At 69.0% G+C, this 20789-nt stretch carries 15 protein-coding genes; 7 read left to right on the top strand and 8 right to left on the bottom strand.

Translation table 11 applies throughout. The annotated features are described in order from the left end of the window. Positions 1-14: 14 nt before the first annotated feature. The 5 genes from G4D86_RS28205 (at position 15) to G4D86_RS28185 (ending at position 6815) form a co-directional block, all read left to right on the top strand. On the top strand, positions 15-752 hold the full coding sequence (locus tag G4D86_RS28205) for a dienelactone hydrolase family protein (RefSeq protein ID WP_163997152.1): 738 nt from the start codon (positions 15-17) through the stop codon (positions 750-752). 125 nt (positions 753-877) lie between these two features. After that, on the top strand, positions 878-4330 hold the full coding sequence (locus tag G4D86_RS28200) for an ATP-binding protein (RefSeq protein WP_163997151.1): 3453 nt from the start codon (positions 878-880) through the stop codon (positions 4328-4330). Next, positions 4327-4683, top strand: coding sequence for a response regulator (locus G4D86_RS28195; RefSeq protein ID WP_163997150.1), 357 nt, complete (start codon positions 4327-4329; stop codon positions 4681-4683). The genes G4D86_RS28200 and G4D86_RS28195 overlap by 4 nt, the downstream gene beginning before the upstream one ends. Before the next feature lie 334 nt (positions 4684-5017). Then, a complete protein-coding gene (gene srmL / locus G4D86_RS28190; protein ID WP_163997149.1) occupies positions 5018-6160 on the top strand; it encodes a PheS-related mystery ligase SrmL in 1143 nt (380 codons plus the stop codon). 130 nt (positions 6161-6290) lie between these two features. After that, positions 6291-6815: a hypothetical protein gene (locus G4D86_RS28185; RefSeq protein WP_163997148.1), complete on the top strand. Its 525-nt coding sequence runs from the start codon at positions 6291-6293 to the stop codon at positions 6813-6815. 6 nt (positions 6816-6821) lie between these two features. Here G4D86_RS28185 and G4D86_RS28180 read toward each other — a convergent pair whose 3' ends face one another. From G4D86_RS28180 to G4D86_RS28150, 7 genes are all read right to left on the bottom strand, one after another. After that, the gene (locus G4D86_RS28180) at positions 6822-8351 is read right to left on the bottom strand and encodes a pyridoxal phosphate-dependent decarboxylase family protein (protein ID WP_163997147.1); all 1530 of its coding nucleotides are present in this window, start codon (positions 8349-8351) and stop codon (positions 6822-6824) included. A gap of 20 nt (positions 8352-8371) precedes the next feature. Next, on the bottom strand, positions 8372-9976 hold the full coding sequence (locus G4D86_RS28175; RefSeq protein WP_163997146.1) for a xylulokinase: 1605 nt from the start codon (positions 9974-9976) through the stop codon (positions 8372-8374). A 141-nt stretch (positions 9977-10117) separates the two neighbouring features. Continuing rightward, positions 10118-12070 (bottom strand): HEAT repeat domain-containing protein, encoded by a 1953-nt coding sequence (locus G4D86_RS28170; RefSeq protein WP_163997145.1) that lies wholly within the window; start codon positions 12068-12070, stop codon positions 10118-10120. Positions 12071-12201: 131 nt separating this feature from the next. Then, positions 12202-13455 (bottom strand): hypothetical protein, encoded by a 1254-nt coding sequence (locus tag G4D86_RS28165; protein WP_163997144.1) that lies wholly within the window; start codon positions 13453-13455, stop codon positions 12202-12204. Positions 13456-13668: 213 nt separating this feature from the next. Beyond that, entirely contained in the window at positions 13669-14793 is a 1125-nt protein-coding gene (locus tag G4D86_RS28160; protein WP_163997143.1) for a DJ-1/PfpI family protein, read from the bottom strand. Positions 14794-14815: 22 nt separating this feature from the next. Continuing rightward, positions 14816-15829: a GlxA family transcriptional regulator gene (locus G4D86_RS28155; protein WP_163997142.1), complete on the bottom strand. Its 1014-nt coding sequence runs from the start codon at positions 15827-15829 to the stop codon at positions 14816-14818. A gap of 145 nt (positions 15830-15974) precedes the next feature. Beyond that, entirely contained in the window at positions 15975-17165 is a 1191-nt protein-coding gene (locus G4D86_RS28150; RefSeq protein WP_163997141.1) for a tetratricopeptide repeat protein, read from the bottom strand. Between the two features lie 419 nt (positions 17166-17584). Here G4D86_RS28150 and G4D86_RS28145 point away from each other — a divergent pair, with 419 nt between their 5' ends. Beyond that, a complete protein-coding gene (locus tag G4D86_RS28145; protein ID WP_163997140.1) occupies positions 17585-18811 on the top strand; it encodes a linear amide C-N hydrolase in 1227 nt (408 codons plus the stop codon). Between the two features lie 71 nt (positions 18812-18882). Here the strand turns inward: G4D86_RS28145 and G4D86_RS28140 are convergent, their stop codons facing one another. Further along, positions 18883-19971, bottom strand: coding sequence for a YcjF family protein (locus G4D86_RS28140; protein WP_163997139.1), 1089 nt, complete (start codon positions 19969-19971; stop codon positions 18883-18885). A 158-nt stretch (positions 19972-20129) separates the two neighbouring features. On the opposite strand from G4D86_RS28140, the gene G4D86_RS28135 reads away from it, so the two are divergent. After that, positions 20130-20762: a hypothetical protein gene (locus tag G4D86_RS28135; RefSeq protein WP_163997138.1), complete on the top strand. Its 633-nt coding sequence runs from the start codon at positions 20130-20132 to the stop codon at positions 20760-20762. The last annotated feature ends 27 nt before the right edge of the window (positions 20763-20789 follow it).

Here is a 20789-nt window from a genome sequence, read left to right as displayed (position 1 = left end):
AGGTCACACCGCGCATGCAGGACGTCGACATCAAGACCGCTGACGGAACGATGGACGCGAAGCTGTTCCACCCCGAGGGCAACGGCCCGTGGCCCGCGGTCATCCTGCTGGTGGATGCGTTTGGCATCCGGCCCGTGTTCGAGGAGATGGGCCACCGGCTCTCGAAGGAGGGCTACGTCGTCCTGCTGCCCAACGTCTTCTACCGGGAGGGGCACGCGTCGAAGCTGGACCTGAACGGCTCCTTCGAGAACGAGACCTTCAAGAAGCGAATCTACGGGCTCATCGGCGGACTGACGCCCGAGCGGCAGAAGATGGACGCGGGCGCGGAGCTGGACTTCCTCGCGCGCAATCCGTTGGTGAAGGGGGCGAAGGTGGGCGTGGTCGGGTACTGCATGAGCGGCGGCATTGCGGTGCGCATGGCGGCGGACTTCCCGGACCGCATCGGCGCGGCGGCCTCGAACCATGGCGGGCGCCTGGCCACGGACGCCCCCGACAGCCCCCACCGTCTCGTCGGCAAGGTGAAGGGCGAGCTGTACTTCGGCCACGCGGACAACGACGGCTCCATGCCGGCCGAGGCCATCCAGAAGCTGGAGGCCGCCCTGAAGGAGTCCGGCATCAAGCACCGCTCCGAGCTCTTCGTGGGCAAGCGCCACGGCTACTCGGTGGCGGGCTCGGCCGCGTACGACAAGGACGCCTCCGAGCAGCACTGGACCAGGCTGATCGACCTGTTCGGAAGAACCCTGCGGGCCTGAGCCCTCCGGTAGTTCTCGCCCCACACTGCGGGTGCTCGCGGCCGTCAGCTGATGGACGTTTCGAAACGGCTTTTGGTGAACACCCGCCTTGTCCCAGGGCGCGAGCATCCGTATCCCATACGAGCATGAGCACCCAGCGAAAGCTCGAGTGGCTCGCCGGTGGCGGCGAGATGGCGGCGCTCATCGCGTCACTGGACTGGTCGAGCTCGCCGCTGGGGCCCATCGACACGTGGCCGCAGAGCCTGCGCACCACCGTAAGTCTTTGTCTCGCCTCGAATTTCCCCATCAACATCATCTGGGGCGACGGCCACAACCAGATCTACAACGAGGGCTACCGCGTCGTCTGTGGCGCGGTGCATCCCCGCGCGATGGGCGAGGACTACCGGGTCACCTGGGCGTCCGCCTGGCCGGCCATCGGCGGGCCCTTCGAGCGGGCGCTCGCCGGGGAGACGAGCTACCTCGAGAACCAGCGGATGTTCCTCGAGCGCAACGGCTACCCGGAGGAGACCTTCTTCACCTTCTCGCTCAGCCCGATTCGCGACGAGTCCGGGAAGGTGGTGGGGCTCTTCCACCCGGTGACCGAGACGACCCCGACGATGCTGGCCCAGCGGCGGACGCGGGCGCTGCGGGACATCGCGGACCGCGCCGGACGGGCGACCGTGTTCGACGAGGCCTGCGAGCTCCTCCTCGCGTCGCTGGACGAGTACTCCTTCGACCTGCCCTTCGCGCTCCTCTACGTGACGGCGCCGGATGGCACCCAGGCCCGGCTCCGTAGGACTTGCAGGACACCGGCCGGAGGCCCGCTCGCGCCGCAAGTGATTGAGCTGGCGAAGGCGGACGAGGGCGCCGGGTGGCCGCTCTCGCGCGCGGCCCGCAGCGGGAGGGCGGAGCCGGTGCAGGACCTGGAGTCCCGCTTCGGACAGGTGGCGGCGGGGCCGTATCCCGAGCCGCTGGCGACGTCGTTCGTGCTGCCCATCCGGGTGGGTGGCACGGACGCACCGCTGGGCTTCCTCGTCGTCGGCGCCAGCACGCGGCTGCCGCTCGACGATGCCTACCGGGCCTTCCTGGAGATGTTGGGGGCGGCGGCGAGCGCGGCCCTGGGCAATGCGCGCGCGTACGAGGCGGAGCGGCTCCGGGCCGAGGCGCTCGCGGAGATAGACGCGGCGAAGACGGCCTTCTTCAGCAACGTGAGCCACGAGTTCCGCACGCCGCTCACCCTGCTGCTCGGTCCGGTGGAGGACCTCCTGGCCGGGCAGCGTGGGGAGCTGCCGGAGGCCGCGCGCGGCGAGCTCGAGGTGGTGCGCCGCAACGGGCTGCGGCTCCTCAAGCTGGTGAATGCGTTGCTCGACTTCTCCCGCATCGAGGCGGGCCGCGCCCAGGCCAACGTCGAGCCGACCGACCTGCCCGCGCTCACCCGGGACGTCGCGAGCGCCTTCCGCTCCGCCGTCGAGCGCGCGGGCATGCGGTTCGTGGTGGACGTCGAGCCCCTCGAGGACCCGGTGCTCGTGGACCGCGAGATGTGGGAGAAGATCATCCTCAATCTCGTGTCGAACGCGTTCAAGTTCACCCATGCGGGTGAAATCCGCGTCGAGCTGCGGCGCGAAGGCGGCTTCGTGCGGCTGTCGGTGCGGGACACGGGCATCGGCATTCCCGCCAGTGAGCTCGGGCGCGTGTTCCAGCGCTTCCACCGGGTGCAGGGAGCCAAGGGGCGCACCCACGAGGGCAGCGGCATCGGCCTCGCGCTCGTCAACGAGCTGGCGAAGCTCCATGGCGGCTCGGTCGACGTACGGAGCATCGAGGGCCAGGGCTCCACCTTCTTCGTCCGCGTCCCGCTCGGAAACGCCTACTGGCTGGCGAAGCCTTCTCCATTCGATGCGCAGCGGCTCGCCTCCACCGCGACGCGTCCCGACGCCTACGTGGAGGAGACGTTCCGCTGGCTGGAGAACCAGGTGCCGGAGTCCCCTCCGGTGGCGGACGGCGGGAGCGGGGCGAAGCGCGCGGAGGAGCCGGTGGCTGGCGTGCGCCCCCGAATCCTGCTCGCCGACGACAACGCGGACATGCGCGACTATGTCCGCCGCCTCCTCGAGGGCCGCTATCAGGTGACGGCGGTGACGAACGGCGAGGAGGCGCTCCGCGCGGCGCGAGCGACCCGGCCGGACCTCATCCTCTCGGACGTGATGATGCCGGTGATGGACGGCATCGAGCTGGTGCAGCGGCTCCGGGCGGACGACGCGCTGCGCACGCTCCCGGTCATCCTGCTGTCCGCGCGCGCGGGGGAGGAGGCCACGGCGAGCGGGCTCGAGCTCGGCGCGGACGACTACCTGACGAAGCCCTTCGCGACGCGAGAGCTCCTGGCCCGGGTGCAGGCCCAGCTCAGCATGGCGGCCCTGCGGTCCAAGGTGGCGGAGCAGGAGACGCGCGCGGCGAACCTCGCGCGGCAGCAGGAATGGCTGGAGGCCGTGCTCGACCGCCTCCCGACTCCCACCCTCCTCATCGACCCGGGCTCCGGCCGGTTCACCTTCGCGAACCGTGCCGCCCAGCAGCTCGCGGCGGGCGACTTCCCCCCCGACATCGACGCCGCGGAACGCGGCCGTGCGTTCCGCATCACCGACGAGGCGGACCGCCCGCTACCGCCGGAGGACACACCTGGAGCCCGGGCCGTGCGCGGTGAGCGCATCCGCGACATGGAGTCCGTGTGGCACTCGCCCGCCGGGCGGTTCAACATCGTGGTCGACTCCGACGTCGTCCCCGCCATCGACCCGCAGTCGTCCCAGACCATCGTCACCTTCAGGGACATCTCCCGGCTCAAGCGGGTGGAGCGGGAGCTGAAGACGCTCCTGGGCGCACGCGACGAGTTCCTCTCCATCGCCTCGCACGAGCTGAAGACGCCCATCACCTCGCTGCGGATGCAGTTGCAGATGACCGAGCGGGCCGTGAAGCCCGAGGAGGGGCGTGCCCCGAGCCCGGAGAAGCTCGCGAAGGCGCTGCGCGTCTCGTTGATACAGGTGGACCGGCTGACGAGCCTCGTCGAGGACCTCCTCGATGTCGCCCGCATCCGCACGGGCACCCTCGACCTCGCCGTACAGAAGCTCGACCTCACCCAGCTCGCGCGCGACGTGCTGGAGCGCCTCTCCGCGCAGCTCGCGCAGGCCGGTTGCCAGGCGCGGCTGGACGCCCCGCCCGGCCTTCCGGGCGTATGGGACGGGCGCCGGCTGGAGCAGGTGCTGACGAACCTCCTCTCCAACGCGATGAAGTACGCGCCGGGCACGTGCCTCGACGTGCGCCTCACGGCGGCGGGAGACCTGGCCCGCCTCGAGGTGCGCGACTACGGCCCCGGCGTCGCGGAAGCGCAGCGAGAGACCATCTTCGATCGCTTCGACCGCGGCATCGCCTCGCGCAACACCGGAGGACTCGGCCTGGGACTCTTCATCTCCAAGCAGATTGTGACGGCCCATGGAGGGAGCATCGTCGTGGAGGGCCCGCCAGGGGGCGGTGCGAGTTTCGTCATCCTGCTTCCCCGCGATGCATCTCACGCGCTGGCCGGTGAGTACGCGGCCGCACCGGGGGGCGCGACATGAGCCGGCGAATCCTCGTCGTGGAGGATGACATCTACATCCGCGAGTCCCTCCGCGAGCTGCTCGAGGACGAGGGCCACACCGTGACTGTCGCGGAGAATGGCGCCCAGGCGCTCGCCGAGCTGGAGGGGATGCGGCTCTCGCCAGACCTCATCCTCCTCGACCTGATGATGCCGGTGAAGGACGGCTTCCAGTTCCGCACCGAGCAGCGGGCCGACTCGCGCTTCGCGCACATCCCGGTGGTGGTGATGAGCGCCGACCCCCACCTCGAGAGCCGGCGCAGCGTCCTCGAAGCCCGCGCCTATCTGCGCAAGCCGGTCGACATCGACCTCCTGCTCGCCACCGCCGCCGCGTAGGAAGCGAGGGCGGTGCCGCGGGGCCCGGTGCTGCAACACGGCCGGCGTCCAGGTGAAGCCCCCTTGCCAGGAAGCACCGACATCGTTAACCATGTCGGCATGTACCTCGTGGTGAGCGCTCGTCGATTTAGCCGCCCCCCGGCCCCGTTTGGGAGTCGGGAGGCCGTGCTCTTCGACTGAGCGCACGCCCCTCTCGTTGGTGGAACGCCGTCAGGCGCGACGCCCTCCCGAACTCGCCGGGGGGGCATCCGAAGCCGGCGGCGCAAGGCGGCTTCCCCGCCCGGCGTCCCGGAGACCGCTGCGTCCCATCGCCACTTCCATCGAGAGGTTTCCCATGTCGTCCGTCTCCGTTTCCGTTTCCATCCTCAGCGCCGAGGAGCTCCGCCGCGCCCTGTCCGTCCGCGACCTCACCGACCCCACCACCGGCCCGCACGCGATGCAGCAGCTCGTGTCCGCCGCGCTGGAGGCCCTGCGCTCCGCCTGGGGCTGTGAGGTGCGCATCCACCGCCAGAGTCCCGTCGTCTCCATCGCGGACAACTACGACCGGCTCCACTATCCGCCCGGCGGTGCGGCCCGGGACGCGCGCTACTCGCGCTACGTCTGTGACACCGCGCTCTTGCGCTCGCAGACGTCGGCCATGATTCCGGGCCTGCTGCGACACGTGGCCTCGGCGCCGCCCGAGGACGCGCTGCTGGCCTGCCCCGGCCTCGTCTACCGCCGCGACTGCATCGACCGGCTGCACACCGGCGAGCCCCACCAGATGGACCTCTGGCGAGTCCGCCGGGGCCCGCCGCTCACGACCGACGACTTGCGCGACATGATTTCCACCGTGGTCCGCGCGCTGCTCCCAGGGCGCGAGGTGAAGCTGACGCCGGCCGTCCACCCGTACACCACCGACGGCCTCCAGGTGGACGTCCTTCACGGCACGGAGTGGGTGGAGATTGGCGAGTGCGGCCTCGCGCTCCCGGCGCTGCTGGAGGAGAGCGGCCTGGACACCCGCACCACCACGGGCCTGGCCATGGGCGTGGGGCTGGACCGCATCCTGATGCTGCGCAAGGGGCTGGACGACATCCGCCTGTTGCGATCGGCGGACGCGCGGATTGCGTCCCAGCTCCTGGACCTGGAGCCCTACCGCCCCGTGTCCTCCATGCCGGAGGTACGGCGGGATTTGTCCCTGGTAATGGAGGAACAGCAGACACCGGAGGAGCTGGGTGACGCCGTGCGGGCCGCGCTGGGCGAGCGGGCGGAGTTGGTGGAGAGCGTGCAGGTGCTCTCGGAGACGCCCTGCTCCGCGCTGCCTCCCAGCGCGGTGAAGCGCATGGGCATCTCCCCGGGCCAGAAGAACGTGCTGCTCCGCGTGGTGCTGCGCGCGCTGGACCGCACGCTCACGCATGACGAGTGCAACACGCTCCGGGACGACATCTACGCGGCGCTTCACCGGGGCACCGCGTGGGAGTGGGCGGCACGACCGCACTGACGTGCGTGACACAACAATGACGAAATGAGTGCGCCGCCATGGCTCGGCGGGGCGCGCGGTCCCCTACCTTGGCAGCCCGCCCGACGACGCCGCTCGTCGGTCGGGCTGCCACAGGAAAGGACTGCTTGCCGTGACGAATCTCCTCCGCCGTGTCGTGTTGATGGTTGTCGGCTCCTGCGCCGTGGGTGCACTCGGAGCGTGCGCGAGCGAAAAGCCCGCAACCCAGGCCCCCGATTCCCTCTCGGTACGCACGCTGAACATCGTCGACGAGCACGGCCAGGCGCGCATCCGTATCGGCGCGCCGCTGCCCGACCCGCAGGGGCTCAAGCGCGCCGTGAAGGCGTACGGCCTCCAGTTCATGAGCGCGGACGGTCAGGAAATCGGGGGGCTCGCCATGCTCGACTCCATCGGCTTCCGCGGCCTGTGTTTCGACAGCGAGGAGGGCTACGAGGCGATGTGCATGAGCCTCATGAAGGGGCAGCCCAACATCACCCTCCGCCAGGACTGGAAGGAGCGCATCGTCATCAGCGTGGACAACGGCGTGGCGAGCATCGTCCTCAATGACGCCGAGGAGAAGCCGCGCCTGCGCCTCACCGTCGACAAGGACGGCAAGACGCAGGTCGAAGGCGTGACGCCGGCCTCCGTGAGCAGGTAGGCCGCGTCACACCTTGTAGAGCAGGTCCATGTACTTCTTGAGCAGGTCACTCACGAGCCCGCGAAAAGGGACGCTGGCCGCCATGCCGTAGACGGGCGCCATCGTCCCCTTCTCGCCGGGGTGGGCCTTCACGTGCTCCACCGCGGCGCGCAAGTCGGTCAGGAACCGGTCCGCCACGCCGGGCTGCGCGTGGCGCAGCGTGACGCACAGGTGGACCGCGGCGGGCTTGTGCAGGCCGTTGAGGCTCCACCCGTGCGCGCTCATCTGCTCCATCACCTTGAACACGTCCACCGCCTCCGAGCCGAAGGCGATGACGAACAGCGGGTCGCCCAGCACGTGCAGCTCCGGAATCGCCCGGATGCCCTGCTTGATGACGGAGGCCGTCTCCAGGATGCGGCGGGTGGCGTCCAGGTAGCCCTGCTCGCCCATGCTCACCAGCGACGCCCACGCCGTGGCGATGAGCGCGCCGGGCCGGCTGCCTGAGAAGGTGGGCGAGAAGTAGATGCCACCCGGCCAGTCCGTCGCCGTGAAGTACTGGTGCGAGCGGAGCGCCGTGCCCCGGTACAGCACCACCGACGAGCCCTTGGCCGCGTAGCCGAACTTGTGCGTGTCCACGGACATGGACGTCACGCCCGGCACCCGGAAGTCGAAGGGCGGCACCTCGTAGCCCAGCTTCTTCGCGAAGGGCAGCACGAAGCCACCCAGGCACGCGTCGGTGTGGAAGCCGATGCGCTTCCTGCGCGCCAGCTCGGACAGCTCGGAGATGGGGTCGATGACGCCGTGGGGGAAGCCCGGCGCGGAGCCGATGAGGACAATCGTGTTGCGGTTGAGGGCCTTCTTCGTCGCCGCCACGTCCGCGCGGAAGTCCGGCCCCACCGGCACGCGCACCATCTTCACGCCGAAGTAGTGCGCCGCCTTGTCGAAGGCCGGGTGCGCGCTGGACGGCGCCACCATCTCCGGCTTCGTGATTCCCTTCTCCGCCCGCGCCCAATCCCGGTACGTCTTGATGGCGAGCATGATGCTCTCGGTGCCACCGGACGACATGGCGCCGCAGATGTGCTCGTCGGCGGGCTTGCCGGCATTGGCGGCATCGGCGCCGAGCATGCTCGCCGTCATGGCCACCACCTCGGCCTCGAACTTGGTGGCGCTGGGCCACAGGTCCGCGTGCAGCGGGTTGCTCTGCGAGTGGAGCGCGTACACGCGGTTGAGGAAGTCGATGTGCTCCGAGTCCCCGTTGTACACGGCGCCCGACACCCGGCCCTCGCGCCAGCGCGACTCCTCCTGCGACTCCAGCGCCTGGAGCTCCTTCAGCACCTCCTCGCGCGAGCGCCCCGTCACCGGCAGGTGGTCGAACGCGGTCATCTTCCCGCGGTAGGGCTTGAGGTCGCCCTCCAGCTCGGACAGCAGCGAGTCCGTCTCCTTCGACAGCAGCTCGCGCACCATCGGCACGGCCTTGAGGTAGCGCTCGGCGGCGGACAGCAGGCGCGGGGGCACGTGGTTCAGCAGGCGCAGGGACTTCGGGTCGGGCAGTGCCATGGGAGGTCCTTTCCGGGCCGTCAGGCGCTCCGGGCGCGGTTGAGGCGCGCGAAGATGGCCTTGTTGGCCTTGTAGAGGTTGACGAACTCGCGGAACAGCTCGTCGTAGAGGGCCCGGTTCTTCGGGTCCGGCTCGTAGGTGCGGGCGATGGGGACGAGCGAGGGAATCTCCTCCACCGCGAGCTGCCCCAGCGCGACGGCCGCCTGGAACGCGGCACCCCGGGCGTTGGCCAGCACGGGCTCGTCCACCTGCTGAATGGTGCGGCCCAGGACGTCCGCGTGAATCTGGCACCACAGCGGCGAGCGCGCTCCGCCGCCGATGATGCGCATGGAGTCCAGCCGGCGGCCCACGAACTGCTCCACGTAGGTGAACAGCCAGCGCGAGTTGTAGGCCACGCCCTCCATCACCGCGCGGACCATGTGGGCCCGCGTCGTCTTGAGAGACTGGTTGAAGAAGCCGCCGCGCAGCGACTTGTCGTCCACCGGGCTGCGCTCGCCGTTGAGCCACGGCATGAAGATGAGCCTGTCGCTGCCGGCGGGGACGCTGCCGGCCTGGCGCTCCATCAGCTTGTAGACCTCCGCCGAGTCGTCCTCCGCCGCCGCGTCCCCCGGCTTCGTGTCGCGGCCGTAGAGGATGTTGTCCTTGAGGAAGGTGAGGCAGATGCCGGCGGACTCCTGCTCGTTGGCCAGGAGATAGCGCCCCGGCAGCGCGGAGGGCACGGAGGCCATCTGGTGGAAGAGGTCCGTCTTCTTGTACGGCACGTGGCAGCTCAGCCACGAGGACGTGCCCACGCACAGGTGCGGCTCGTGGTCCCTCACCGCGCCGGAGCCCACCGCGGCGGCGAGGATGTCCGGGGCGCCCGTCACCACCTGCACGTCCTCGCGCAGGCCCAGGGCGCGCGCGGCCTCGGGTTGCAGCGGGCCGAGCACCGTGGCGGCGGGCACCAGGTCCGGCAGCTTCTCTCGCTCCAGGCCCGTCATCTCCAGGAGGCGCTCGTCGTAGGCGACGCGGCTGAGCTCGCGGTTGTCCGTCACCCAGTGCAGGGTGATGGAGTCGTACGAGGCGGCGAAGCGGCCGCTCAGCCGCAGGTTGAGCCAGTCCTTGGGCTCGAGGAACTTGTACGTGTTCCGGTAGACCTCCGGCTGCGCGCCCTGGAGGTAGAGGATGTGGCCCACCGGGTCCTTCCCGGACAGGCTCGGCACCCCGCCCGTCAGGCGAATCCACGTCAGCAGGCGACGCAGGCCATAGCCCTCGATGGGGATGAAGCCGTGGGCCACGCGCTTCACCTCGGCCGCGCCGCGCGAGTCCATCCAGATGAGCGCGGGACACAGGGGCCTGCCCGCCGCGTCCACGGCCACGGTGCCTGACCACTGCGAGCTGCAGTTGACGCCGATGATGTCATCCGCGGGGACGGCCCCGGACTCCAGGAGCCGCCGCGTGCCGCGGATGATGGCGCGCCACCAGGCCTCGGGGTCCTGCTCGGCGCCTCCGTCGGGAAGCAGGGAGAGGTCCAGCGGCTCCACCTCACCGCCGAGGATGCGGCCCCGCACCGTCACCACCGCGAGCTTGACGGCCGAGGTGCCGAGGTCGATGGCCAGGATGGACTTCTCACCTGCGTGGGACACGCGCCCTCCGTGGGTCCAGAATCTACGGAGGGCGTAACAGGACTGGCCACCGGCGTGCCGGGGAAAGTTGTCTTGTGAGCGAGGGACCTTCAGCGCCCCCGTGGCACCTTGCTGGCGCCACGGGGCTTCCGCGCTCCAGCGTCAGGGCTGCGCGGCAGCCGGCGCGAGGAACGACCCCGCGGCCTGGCGGAGCTCGGCGATGGGGTCGTTCTGGCTGACCCACGCCAGCAGCTCCAGCGCCCGGGGCTCACGGTTGCGGCGCTCGCCCAACAGCCGGACGATGTCACTGCGGACGGCCGCCTCCTGGTCGGAGCGCAGCGCCTGCTCCATGGCGGGAATCAGGGGCTGCAGGTTCCGGAAGCTGCTGGCGAAGACGGCGCCGCGACGCACCTGGGGAGCAGCGTCCCCGAGCATTCGCTCCACGAGGAGCCGGTCCGCGGCGGGGTTCGGGATGAGGCGCAGCGCGCCCACCGCCGCCTCCCTCACCACCCACACCTCGGAGCGGAGCGACGCCTCGATGGCGGGCAGGGCCCGCTCATCCGCCGTGTTCGCCAGAGCCTTGAGCAGGACCGCCTGCCGGCCCGGGTCCGACTCCGTGCGCAGCAGTTGCTCCAGCTCGCGAAGGACGGCGTCTCCGGCGGGGTCCCCGCCCTGGAGCAGGGTGCGCGCGCTGTTGCCCAGCGCCAGCGTCGCCGTGCCCCGGATGTCTTCATCCGCATCCTGGCCCAGGCGCCGGAGCTCCTCCACGCCCTCGCTGGTGGGTGAGGCCGCGGTGCCCAGGCCCGCGATGGCATCCACCCGGACGGGCAGCTTCAGCGCCTTGTCGGAGGAGACCTGCGCGAGGGCATGGATGGCCTCGGGGGTGCTGGCTGACGACAGCGAGCCGATGAGCGAGCTGTAGACGTTGCGAGAGCGCTCGTCCCGAATCAACCCAGGCACCTGCGCCGCCGCGCCGGGCTCCAACAGGAAGAGTGCGTGCATCCGGTTCATCAGCTCCGCGGTCTCCGGGCCTGCCTGCTCTCCATCCTTCCTGGCGAGAGCGCGCAGCTCGCGGGTGAGGCTCGTGAGCGTCCCTCCGGCCAGGGTGCGGCGAAGCTGCGCCTTGGGGTCTTGCGGAGCCACCGTCTGGACGGACAGCTCGCTGCCGTACAGTCGGGCCCGGTTGGCGGTGAAGGCCCCCGCCAGCAGGGGAACCCTGTGCTTCTCACGAAGGCGGAGACTGACGCTCACCTCTCCCACCGCTGCCGGCAGGTCCTTTCCGGGCTCCACCTCCACCCGGTCCTGCCCCGCCAGGGACTGGACCCAGAGGTCCTCGTCGAGCACCAGGTTCACACCGCCGGACACGGTGATGCGGGCGTCTCCGTCCAGGGGCCGCAGTCCCTCCGGCGTCGTCATCATCCGGTAGCGCACCTTCTTCTTCTCGAACTGTCGGGGGCCCTCCAGCCGCTGGTACGACGCCTCGAACTGACCGGTCGTGTCCAGCTCCTGGGAGGGCCAGCGCTCCAGCTGCTCGGGCGGCGTCACCACCTGGATGGACGCCACCACCGAGCGCAGGAGGTTCTGGCTGATCAGATCCACGCCCTTCTCCATGTGCACCGCCACCGCCGCGCCCTGGCCATTGAAGTGCACGTAGAAGGGAAGCTGGAGTGACGTCAGCATGGCGGCGCGCGAGCTGTCATCCAGCGCATTGCGCCCGCCGGACTCGAACGCGAGCGACGTGGGGCGCAGGTGATACTGGACGTAGACGCGGTCCCCTGCCCGTTCCACCACGGTGGCGGACAGGTCGCCTTCCAGGACGGAGCGGAGCGTGGGCACGGACTCCTTCGGAGAGGGCCGCGCCGAGGCGTCCTGCTTCAGGCCAATGCGCTGCTCGAACTTGAGCTCATGGACATACTGCTGGCCCACCCGCCAGACACGCTGCCAGGACGGCGCCGCGGGGGCTGGCGCGGCAACCTCCGGCGCGGGGGCCGGGCCCACCCTGTCCGCCTGCTCACCGGGCGGGACAGAGACGGGTTGACGGCTGGACCACCAGGCACCGGTGCCTCCAAGCAGGACGACTCCGATGAACAAACCCATCCACGGCTGACGCTTCACCAAGACTGCTCCTCATCCTCAAGGAGCCGCCGGAAGAGAGAGGTGTTCTCTACCGGCGGCCCTGACAACAAGCAAAACGGCCTCACGTCAGGTCGAGGCCAACAATTGTGTCACATCCACCGATCACGAACTCAGTTGCAGGCCTCGACCATCTGAAGGCTGTTCGAGTCCGTGCTCGTGAAGCACCCACCCCAACCACCGCCGCCACCACCACCGCCGGTACCGCCGGTACCTCCGGTCTCATTGCCGGAGATGGTGCCCGCGCCGCCCACCGGCTGGCCGTTCTGGCAGGAGAGCGTGAGCGGGTTCTGCGAGGTGGCCGTGAAGAGGTTCACGGTGCTCGTATAGCCATTCCACTTCGCGATGGTCAGCGAGCCCTTGATCTTGATGATCCACAGCTTGATCTTGAGCGCGACCTTGAGGTTGCCGGAGAGGGACGTGAGGGTGTAGTCCGCCGTCAGCTTCCAATCCAGGGTGGAGCAGGAGCTGGCAACGAGCTGCAGGTTGGCAGGCAGCTGGGCCTCGATGAGCGTCAGGGTGCCCGTCACGGTGAGGCTCACGATGACGAAGTCCACACCGGCGCTGGCGGTGGCATAGACACCGCCCTTGGGCGTGGCCGTCAGCTTGATGCCAGACTCGACCAGCGTGCCAACGACACTGATGCCGGCGTTACCCGTGAGCTTCGCCGTCACCTTGACGGGATAGCCCATCACCGGAATGGTCTTCTCCGCGTTGAAGAAGGTCCGGTTGAAGAGCGGCGTATCACTGACGGGGCCCGCGGTGCCGAGGTTCTTCAGGTAGACCTGCTGGCCCATCGCATAGACTTCAATCTTGGCGCCCACCGCACCGCCCTGCTGGGCAGTGCCGGTGGCCTTGCCGCGCACGACCTCCTGGGTGTACCCGAAGGCTCGCGCCCAGAGCTTCCCCTCTCCCACCGCCTGGAACTGCGCGCCCACGCCCGCGGAAGCCGAGTAGGCCGTCAGCGAGGCATCGAGGGCATAGCCCGACGCGAAGGTGCCGTTGCCAAAGCTCTGGTCCTTGTGAAAGGCCTTGGTGAAGGAGAACACCGGCGCCGTCGAAGGCGTGGTCTGGGCGCCCGCGGGCTCTGTCGTGTTCGACGCGTCCGCCGCATCGCCTTGATCCTTGAACCCGATCGCATCCGGGTCGCCCGCCTCGGTGCCACCGTAACAGTACCCATAGCAGTTCGGGACAGTCTCGTAGGTCAGCTCGCTGTTGGCCTGCTGCGCCACGTACGGGTCTGGGTAATAAACCGAGGAGCCATCATCCAGGTAGATCTGGTCCTGAATCTGCTCCATCGCCTGCGCATGGCTTGCCACCAGCAGGGCCGACACGCCGGCCACTGCTCTCAACACGTGTTTCGTCATCTTGGGGATTCCAGGGGTGAATGCTTCTCGGGGTTGCGCCCTTCATCCCTGTAGGCAAACGCCTCATAGACAAAGGGGCAAAACCGATATTCCCAGCTCCACCAATTATTGACAATCCCCCTGCAACTGAATTGCAACTCGCCTGCTTGCTCACACGGAACGTGTGAGCCTTTGCCGCAGGGCGGCGAAAGGGTTTCACAAGCCTGCCCCCTCCTACCGCAGGCGGGCAGCCAGCTTCTGGAAACGTATGTCCTTGCGCGCGTGCTCCAGGTCCGGGTCGCTCAGCGCCCACGAGCCCTTGAGCCCGGCGTCGATGGCCTTCCCCAGGTACTCCAGCGCGTGGCCCGCGTCTGACTTGAGCGAGTAGCCACAGGCGGCGTTGTAGAGCGCATTCACCTGGTACTGCTTCGCGGAGGCGGCACGGAGCGACGCCTCGATGCCCCCGTCGTAGTCCTTCGCCGCCAGCAACACCTGCCCGAGCCGGAACCAGGCCGTCGTGTCCGCGGCGTTGGAGGCCGTCAGCTCCCGGTAGGCCTTCGCCGCCGCCGGCCAGTTCTTCTCGTCCCCCAGAATCTCCGCCTGCTGGTGGGCGCGACCCCGCTCATCGAGGCTCGGGTTGAGCAGCGTGTAGCCGCCCGCGAGGTGCGGCTCCGGCGTCCAGCGATACTCCATGTAGCGCGCCGTCTGCTCGGCCACGCGCAGGCCCAGCAGCCGCGCCACGACGTGCAGCGAGCCGTCGATGCCGGCGGACACGCCCGCGGTGGTGACGATGCGTCCGTTGTCGATGAAGCGGCGCCCCCGGTGGACGCGCGCCTTCGGCGCCATCCGCTGGAGCGAGTCGATGGCGTTGTTGAACGTCGTCACGTCCAGCCCGTCGAGCATCCCCGCCTTGCCCAGCACCATGGCGCCGGTGCAGACGGACAGGGCCACCTCGGCGCCAGCCGCCGTCTTCGCGAGCCACTTCGAGTACGCCTCGTCCTCCAGCACCACGCCGGTGTTGCCGCCGGGGATGACGAGGACATCCGGCACGGGCGCGTCCTCGGGCGTGAAGTCCGGCGTCACCTTGACGAAGCCCTGGCTGGTCAGCGGAGCCTTCGATTTCGCGACGGTGTAGACGCGGAAGGCGTGCGCGTCGCCCTGCATGGACTGGTGCGCCGCCGCCGCGAACACCTCTCCGGGGCCGGCGAAGTCGAGCAGCTCCACGCCCTCGTAGAGGACGATGGCCACGTTGCGGGTGTAGCCCGTGCGCCGAGGCTGGGACTCCGGAGCCGCATGGGCCGGCGTGACGACGAGGAACAGCGACACCGCGAGCATGCAGCCCACCGCGAGGTGCTTCATGGTCTTCCTGCTTCCTGCCCCGCTATCGGGGCGCTGACTGGGTCTGCTGGCGCCCGGCCTTCCACCGCGCGGGACTCACGCCGTGGGCCTCCTTCCAGAGGCGGCGAAGCTGGCGCGCATCCTTGAAGCCACAGTGCGTGGCCACGCTCTCCACCCGGGCCTCGGGGTCCTCGAGCAGATTCGCCGCCACCTCCAGTCGGACGCGCTGCGAGAAGTCCTTCACGCTGATGCCGGTGGCCTGCCGGAAGGCCCGCGTCAGGTTGCGCGGGCTCATCGCGGCCAGGCGAGCCAGGCGCGGCAGCGTGGCGTGCTCGCGCGGGTTGGACACAATCCAGTCCTGCACCTTGTGGACGCCGTGGCTCAGGTGCGTGCGGTACTCGAGGAAGACGGACGACTGCCGCTGCTCTCCGTCGCGCCGGTGGTAGACGACCATCTCCCGCGCCACGCGCGCCACCACCAGCGGGCCGTAATCCTCATGGACCAGGGACAGGGCCATGTCGATGCCAGACGTCACGCCCGCGCTGGTGATGACGGTGCCGTCCTTCACGAAGAGCCGGTCCGCCAGCACCTTCGCCGTGGGGTGGCGGCGCTGGAGCAACTCACTGAGCTTCCAATGGGTGGCGCACGGCCGACCGTCGAGCAGCCCCGCCTGCGCGAGGGCGAAGGCGCCGGTGCAGATGGACGCCACCCGCGCGCCCGCCGCATGGGCCTCGCGCAGCCACGCCACCGGCACGGCCGCGCCCGACGAGTCCAACATGCGCGAGTCCATGCCCGGCACCAGCACCAGGTCCAGCCCGCGAGGGTCCGGCAGCGGCTCCAGCCGGCCGAAGACGAGCCCCTGCGCGGACGTGACTTCGGGCGTCGCCGCGCAGTAGCGCAGCCGGTAGTCCGCGCCGAAGCCGTTGGCCTCGAAGAGCACCTGGACGGGTCCGGCCAGGTCCTGCAGGTGGACGTGCGGCAGGACGAGCACCGCGACGTGCCGGGGACGAGCGGCGGCTGTGGCCCCGGTGCGCCGGAGGGAACGGGTGGACGGCATGCCCGGTAGCATAGTGAGGGCCGGGCACCGGTTCCCACACCCGTTCCGGACAGAGACCGGACATTTCGGGCCATGACGCCCGGCCCTGCCGAGGCCGGCTTCAGTCCCGCGGCCGCGCGGCGAGGTGAGGCTTCCTGGCGCCTCGCTACTTCTTCCTTGCCGCGCGGCGCTTCTTCCAGACCTTGTACTCGGGGCTCTTCACGAAGCCCTCATAGTTGGCCGTGCCCTCCAGGTCGTTGAGGTGCACCAGGCCCGTGGCCTCGATGGCGTCGAGCCGCTCGCCCAACTCCTTGTACTGCTTCTCCTGGAGCGCCAGCCCCGCGAGGCTCCAGTGGCCCACGAGGAGCGTGGGCTCGGCGGTGATGGCGGCCTCGTAGTGGCGGCGTGCCTCGGCCGTGTCGCCCTTGTCGAGCATGACATTGCCGCGCAGCACGGAGAGGTAGGGGTCGCGCACGCGCCGGTCGAGCCGGTCAAGGACTCGGATGGCGCCGGCGTGGTCCTTGCGCAGCAGGTAGCCGTCGAAGGCGACGAGCTCGACGCTCGGGTCGTTGGGCAGCGCCTTCTCGTAGTCGGCGATGGCCTGCGCGTAGGCCTCGCCCTGGACCGACAGCGCGGCGGCTGACTGCAGCCGGAGGAGCAGGACGCTCTTGTAGTTCTTGAAGGACGCGGGGAACTGGTCGTAGATGCTGAGGGCCTCCTCGTACTTCCCGGCCTGGAACGCCTGCTGCATCGCCTGCATCCGGGGCAGGTTCTTGAGGTACGTCTGCTCCTTGCCCATCAGACGGTCCACGAGGCCCTGGTTGGCTTCCGCGGCTACGGCCAGGTAGGCGCGGCGCAGCGTCTCGCTGAGGAACTCGCCGGCGACGTACGGGTAGATGTCCACTACACGCACCTGCCCGCTGGCATCCTTCGCCAGCTCCAGGTCCAGGTAGTTGAGGCCGCGCGTGGACACCAGACGGAAGAGGGCGCGCGGGACGCCTTTGACAGCGCGGGCACGTAGCAGCGTGAAGGTCGACTCCTCGTCGAAGGCCGAGACGAGCTGCTTGCCGAAGCCCAGGGCAGAGCCCTGGTTGAGCCCCTTCCTGAAGCCGGCGGCGAAGTTCGCGGGCACCTGCACACCCTCGGTGGTCTTCTTGAAGAGGGCGTCCTTGTCGAGGTGCGCGTCGAGCGCGTCACCGTCATGCGCGTTGATGCCCTTCTCCACCGCCCGGGCGAAGTCGAGATACGCGGGCTCGAGTTGCGCCGCGCGCGCCTCCTCACCGATGGGCGCCTGGGCAGCGGCGGCAGGGGGAGTGGCTGGGGAGGTGGCCAGGATGGCAATCAATGGCAGGAGCATGTGCCTGGAACATACACCACGACGGGTGGGCGCCGGATGGCATTGCCCAGGGTCCGTGAAGGGGGCTCCGCCGGAGGGGGTCCGCCAGTTCTCGACAGGACTACTTCGGCCGGGAGAAGAGCGCGTACATCACGAGCAGGAGCGCCCAGAAGCCCACCAGCTTGAAGAGCTTCTGCACGCTCGGTGTCACGGACCGGAGACTCACGCCCACTCGACATGGGCGTAGGCGGCCCCCGCGTCTTCCAGCAGACGCCGATTCGCGCCTTCGAGCCGGGGCCCGGAGCCCAGGCGTCTGGCCAGGGGCGACGCGGCGCACGGCCCTGGTGGCACACGTCAGCAACCCTCCACGACGCGCTTCGCCCTTCTGGGTGTGTCACTTTTCTTTTCACGTATTGAGCGGCCTCGCCGTCGGATAGGGAATGTGCACGAACCTGATGATCAGCGTCCCCTCCAATCCCGGTCAGAGAGCCCCAGACGCGGCGCGGATGTTCGTGAGCGCGAGAGCGATGGAGATGCCGGGAGTAATCGAGCAGAGCGTCTACGTCATGCCGAGCAAGCAGCACTGGCCGCTGCACCCGGTCACTCCCATTGCGGCCGTCAAGGAATGGACGACGCTCCATTGGACCAATCCTTTTGGCTTCGTGGGGATCGCCCCCTCCGGGAGCAACTGGAGCTCCCTGCCGACCTTCAACGACGGAATCAACAGCGAGGGGCTGTCCGTCGGAGCGCTGTGGCTCGCCCCCGGTACCGAGTACGGCCACATTGGGACGCAGCGCAATCAGGTGTCGTTCCTGGATTTTCCCGCGTGGATCCTCGGCAACTTCGCGCTGGTTGAAGACTTCCTGTCAGCCTTTCAGAACATCACCGTCGTCGGGCCTTTGCCGGGAGAGCATTTCTATGTCCCGCTGCACTACATCGTGACGGACAGAACCGGTCGGAGCGCCGTCATCGAGTTCATCGGGGGCAAGCCCAACGTCTACACGTGCACCAACGGCGTCATGACCAACTGGCCGACCTACGACTGGCAGCTGACGAACGTCAAAAACTATTTCAACCTGACGCTCGTCGGCAGCGGCACCTCCGCCTCGGGTGCCGGCAATCCTGTTGGGGGCGGTCTGGTCGGACTGCCCGGAGACTCGCTGTCCGCCTCGCGATTCGTCAGGGCAACCATCCTGTCGCAGGGCATCAGCCAGCTCCCGGGGGATGGCAGGGGCTGGCTGCCGGCGCCAGGCGTCTTTCGGACGGCGCCGCCGCAGAAGAACCCGCCCGGCTTCGCCGGTCCAGAGCAGACCGCGGTCATGGTCGCGCTGCAGCTCACGCAGATCTGCATGGGGACGCCGTACGGGATGTTGCTGGAAACGGTGGAGGACTCGCCGTCCACGACGGGCACTCCAGCCACGACGCCGCCCTCGTACACGACCACGTACGGCGACTACACGATGTGGACGTGCGTACGCGACCACACCCATCGCAAGTACTACTTCATGTCTGCGTTCAGCGGGATTCTCACGATGATCGATCTGAGCTCGCTGAACTTCGCCACGACACCGGCGTACCCGAGCGCCGCGAGCATCGCAGTCCTGCCCCAGGGGGGCGCACCGTGGCATGTGGACGCGACGAAGATGCTCACGCCGGCGACCGCGTGATCTTCCCGTCGCGGGCTCATCCAGGAGCGTTCGACCTCTCGTTGCTCAGTGGCGTCCCGAGCCGGCTCGCTTCACGCCTTCTGGCGGCCGACCAGCTCTTCCTTGAAGGCCTGGGCCACCTCGTCCGCGGTGGGAAAGCCGCCTGCGCGCTGCTGCATGAGGCGGGCGAGGACCGCGACGTAGGCCTCCCCGAACAGGGTGGTGAGGCTGGCGGCCACGGAGGCGGAGATGAGGCCCCCCACCAGGGTGCCAGCCCCCGGCAGCAGCTTGAGCATCCCGGAGACGAGGGACTGGCCCGTGAAGGTGGCCCCCAGTCCCGTGACGGCCGAGCTCACCAGCGTGGTGAGAAACGCCTCGGTGAGGGGCAGGCCGAAGACACTGCTGACGCCCGCCAGCATCCCCACCTGGAGGGGGACGAGGAGGGCCGCATCAGCAAAAGGGAGGGGGTTGAGCCCTCCTATGGCGGCGGCGGTGGTGGCGGCGCCCAGGACGATGCCGTGGGCGCGCTTGCGCTTCTGCTCGATGCTCACGCGCTGGGCGGCGGCGAAGGCGTTGCGCTGGGCCTCGGGGACCAGCTCCATCGTGATGTCCACCAGCTCGGTCAGCCCGCGCGGCTGGAGCGTGTGGCCTTCGTCATCCGTCTCCGTGAGCGCGCGCACCCGCATGACATTGCGCGCCTGGGGCAGCAGCCGTTGCACCTCGTCACGGAACCCCTGGTCGCTCCGGGCCTTGGTGACCACGGCCACCACGGGGACGTAGCGGGCGAGCATCTCGCACACCTGGATGTCGCCGTCCTCCACGCGCCGGGAGTCCTCGCCGATGCACAGCCAGGCGACGTGGACATGGCGTCCCGCGTCCTCATCCCGGGCGCGCGAGCGAACCAGTTCCTCGAGCTCCTTCACCGTGTCACGGAAGCCCGCCATCTCCAGGCCGCGCGTGTCGATGAGGGTGACGGGGATGCCTTCCTTGGTGTACTCGCGCGCCTCCTGGGTGACGGGGCGGCCCTGGCCCGTCTCCGCGATGCGCCCGTGGAAGATGGCGTTGATGAGCGTGCTCTTTCCCACGCCGCTGCGGCCCGCGATGATGAGGGTGACCCGTCCGCGCTTGCGGAAGGCCTCCTCGATCTGCTTGCGCACCTCGTCACCGATGTTGAAGTCCATGGCACGAGTCTACGGGACGCGTGCGTCACCGGCACGGCGCACGATCCTGCCGCCACCGGCCGCCTCTCCAGCCCGCCGCCCCTCGAGCGTGCTCCCACTCCGCCTATACTGCTTCCGGAGCAAGGCCGTGTGGGGACGGCCATGGAGGAGCCTGTACCATGCGTGGGAAAGTGAGGGGCTGCGCTCTCGCGGTCATGGCGCTGAGTGCGAGCGGCTGTGCGAGCGCCAACTTCTTCAATACGACGACGAGCTGGGATGACGCACCTCCGACGGTGGCGCGGGTCTTCGTAGTCGCCAGAATGAAGAGCAACGAGCTGGACGCGACACTGTATGGAGCGTTCGAGTCCACCTTGCGGAAGGAATTCACCCGGTGCGGCATCAAGAGCGAGGTAATGCACACCGATGACAACACCGTGGAGAATCTCAACACGGCGAGTGCCCGGTTCCAGCCGGACTCGGTGCTCGTGATCAAAGACACCGGGGGTGGCACGGTGACCGTGAACCTCAGTAACTTCAGCCAGAGGAACGAGCTGGACTTCGAACTGACGTTGCTCAATGCCGCGAAGAACACCTCGTATTGGCACACGTATTCGAAGTTCGACTTCAGGACCAAGGCCCTGTACGCCGACAACATCATTTCCGGCCAACGGCTCGCTCGGGCCATCGTCACCCGTCTCCGGGACGACAAGGTGATCAAGCAATGCCAGATGACGGAGGAGGATGCGAAGGCTGAACGAGACGAGGCCGCGAAACGCGCGAAGGAGAATTCTGGCTTCAATGTCAATGATTGACAGCCCTGGCGGGGAGCGGAACGAGGA

It is taken from the genome of Pyxidicoccus caerfyrddinensis (genome assembly GCF_010894405.1).
Classification (GTDB): Bacteria; Myxococcota; Myxococcia; order Myxococcales; family Myxococcaceae; genus Myxococcus; species Myxococcus caerfyrddinensis.
This window is presented reverse-complemented; position numbering and strand designations above follow the sequence as displayed.

Excerpts from the sequence above, each read along its gene's own strand:
- G4D86_RS28150 (WP_163997141.1), bottom strand. The coding sequence starts at position 17,165 with ATGCTCCTGCCATTGATTGCCATCCTGGCCACCTCCCCAGCCACTCCC.
- G4D86_RS28195 (WP_163997150.1), top strand. The coding sequence starts at position 4,327 with ATGAGCCGGCGAATCCTCGTCGTGGAGGATGACATCTACATCCGCGAG.
- G4D86_RS28200 (WP_163997151.1), top strand. The coding sequence starts at position 878 with ATGAGCACCCAGCGAAAGCTCGAGTGGCTCGCCGGTGGCGGCGAGATG.
- G4D86_RS28180 (WP_163997147.1), bottom strand. The coding sequence starts at position 8,351 with ATGGCACTGCCCGACCCGAAGTCCCTGCGCCTGCTGAACCACGTGCCC.
- G4D86_RS28165 (WP_163997144.1), bottom strand. The coding sequence starts at position 13,455 with ATGACGAAACACGTGTTGAGAGCAGTGGCCGGCGTGTCGGCCCTGCTG.
- G4D86_RS28140 (WP_163997139.1), bottom strand. The coding sequence starts at position 19,971 with ATGGACTTCAACATCGGTGACGAGGTGCGCAAGCAGATCGAGGAGGCC.
- G4D86_RS28205 (WP_163997152.1), top strand. The coding sequence starts at position 15 with ATGCAGGACGTCGACATCAAGACCGCTGACGGAACGATGGACGCGAAG.
- srmL (WP_163997149.1), top strand. The coding sequence starts at position 5,018 with ATGTCGTCCGTCTCCGTTTCCGTTTCCATCCTCAGCGCCGAGGAGCTC.
- G4D86_RS28160 (WP_163997143.1), bottom strand. The coding sequence starts at position 14,793 with ATGAAGCACCTCGCGGTGGGCTGCATGCTCGCGGTGTCGCTGTTCCTC.
- G4D86_RS28135 (WP_163997138.1), top strand. The coding sequence starts at position 20,130 with ATGCGTGGGAAAGTGAGGGGCTGCGCTCTCGCGGTCATGGCGCTGAGT.
- G4D86_RS28145 (WP_163997140.1), top strand. The coding sequence starts at position 17,585 with ATGTGCACGAACCTGATGATCAGCGTCCCCTCCAATCCCGGTCAGAGA.
- G4D86_RS28155 (WP_163997142.1), bottom strand. The coding sequence starts at position 15,829 with ATGCCGTCCACCCGTTCCCTCCGGCGCACCGGGGCCACAGCCGCCGCT.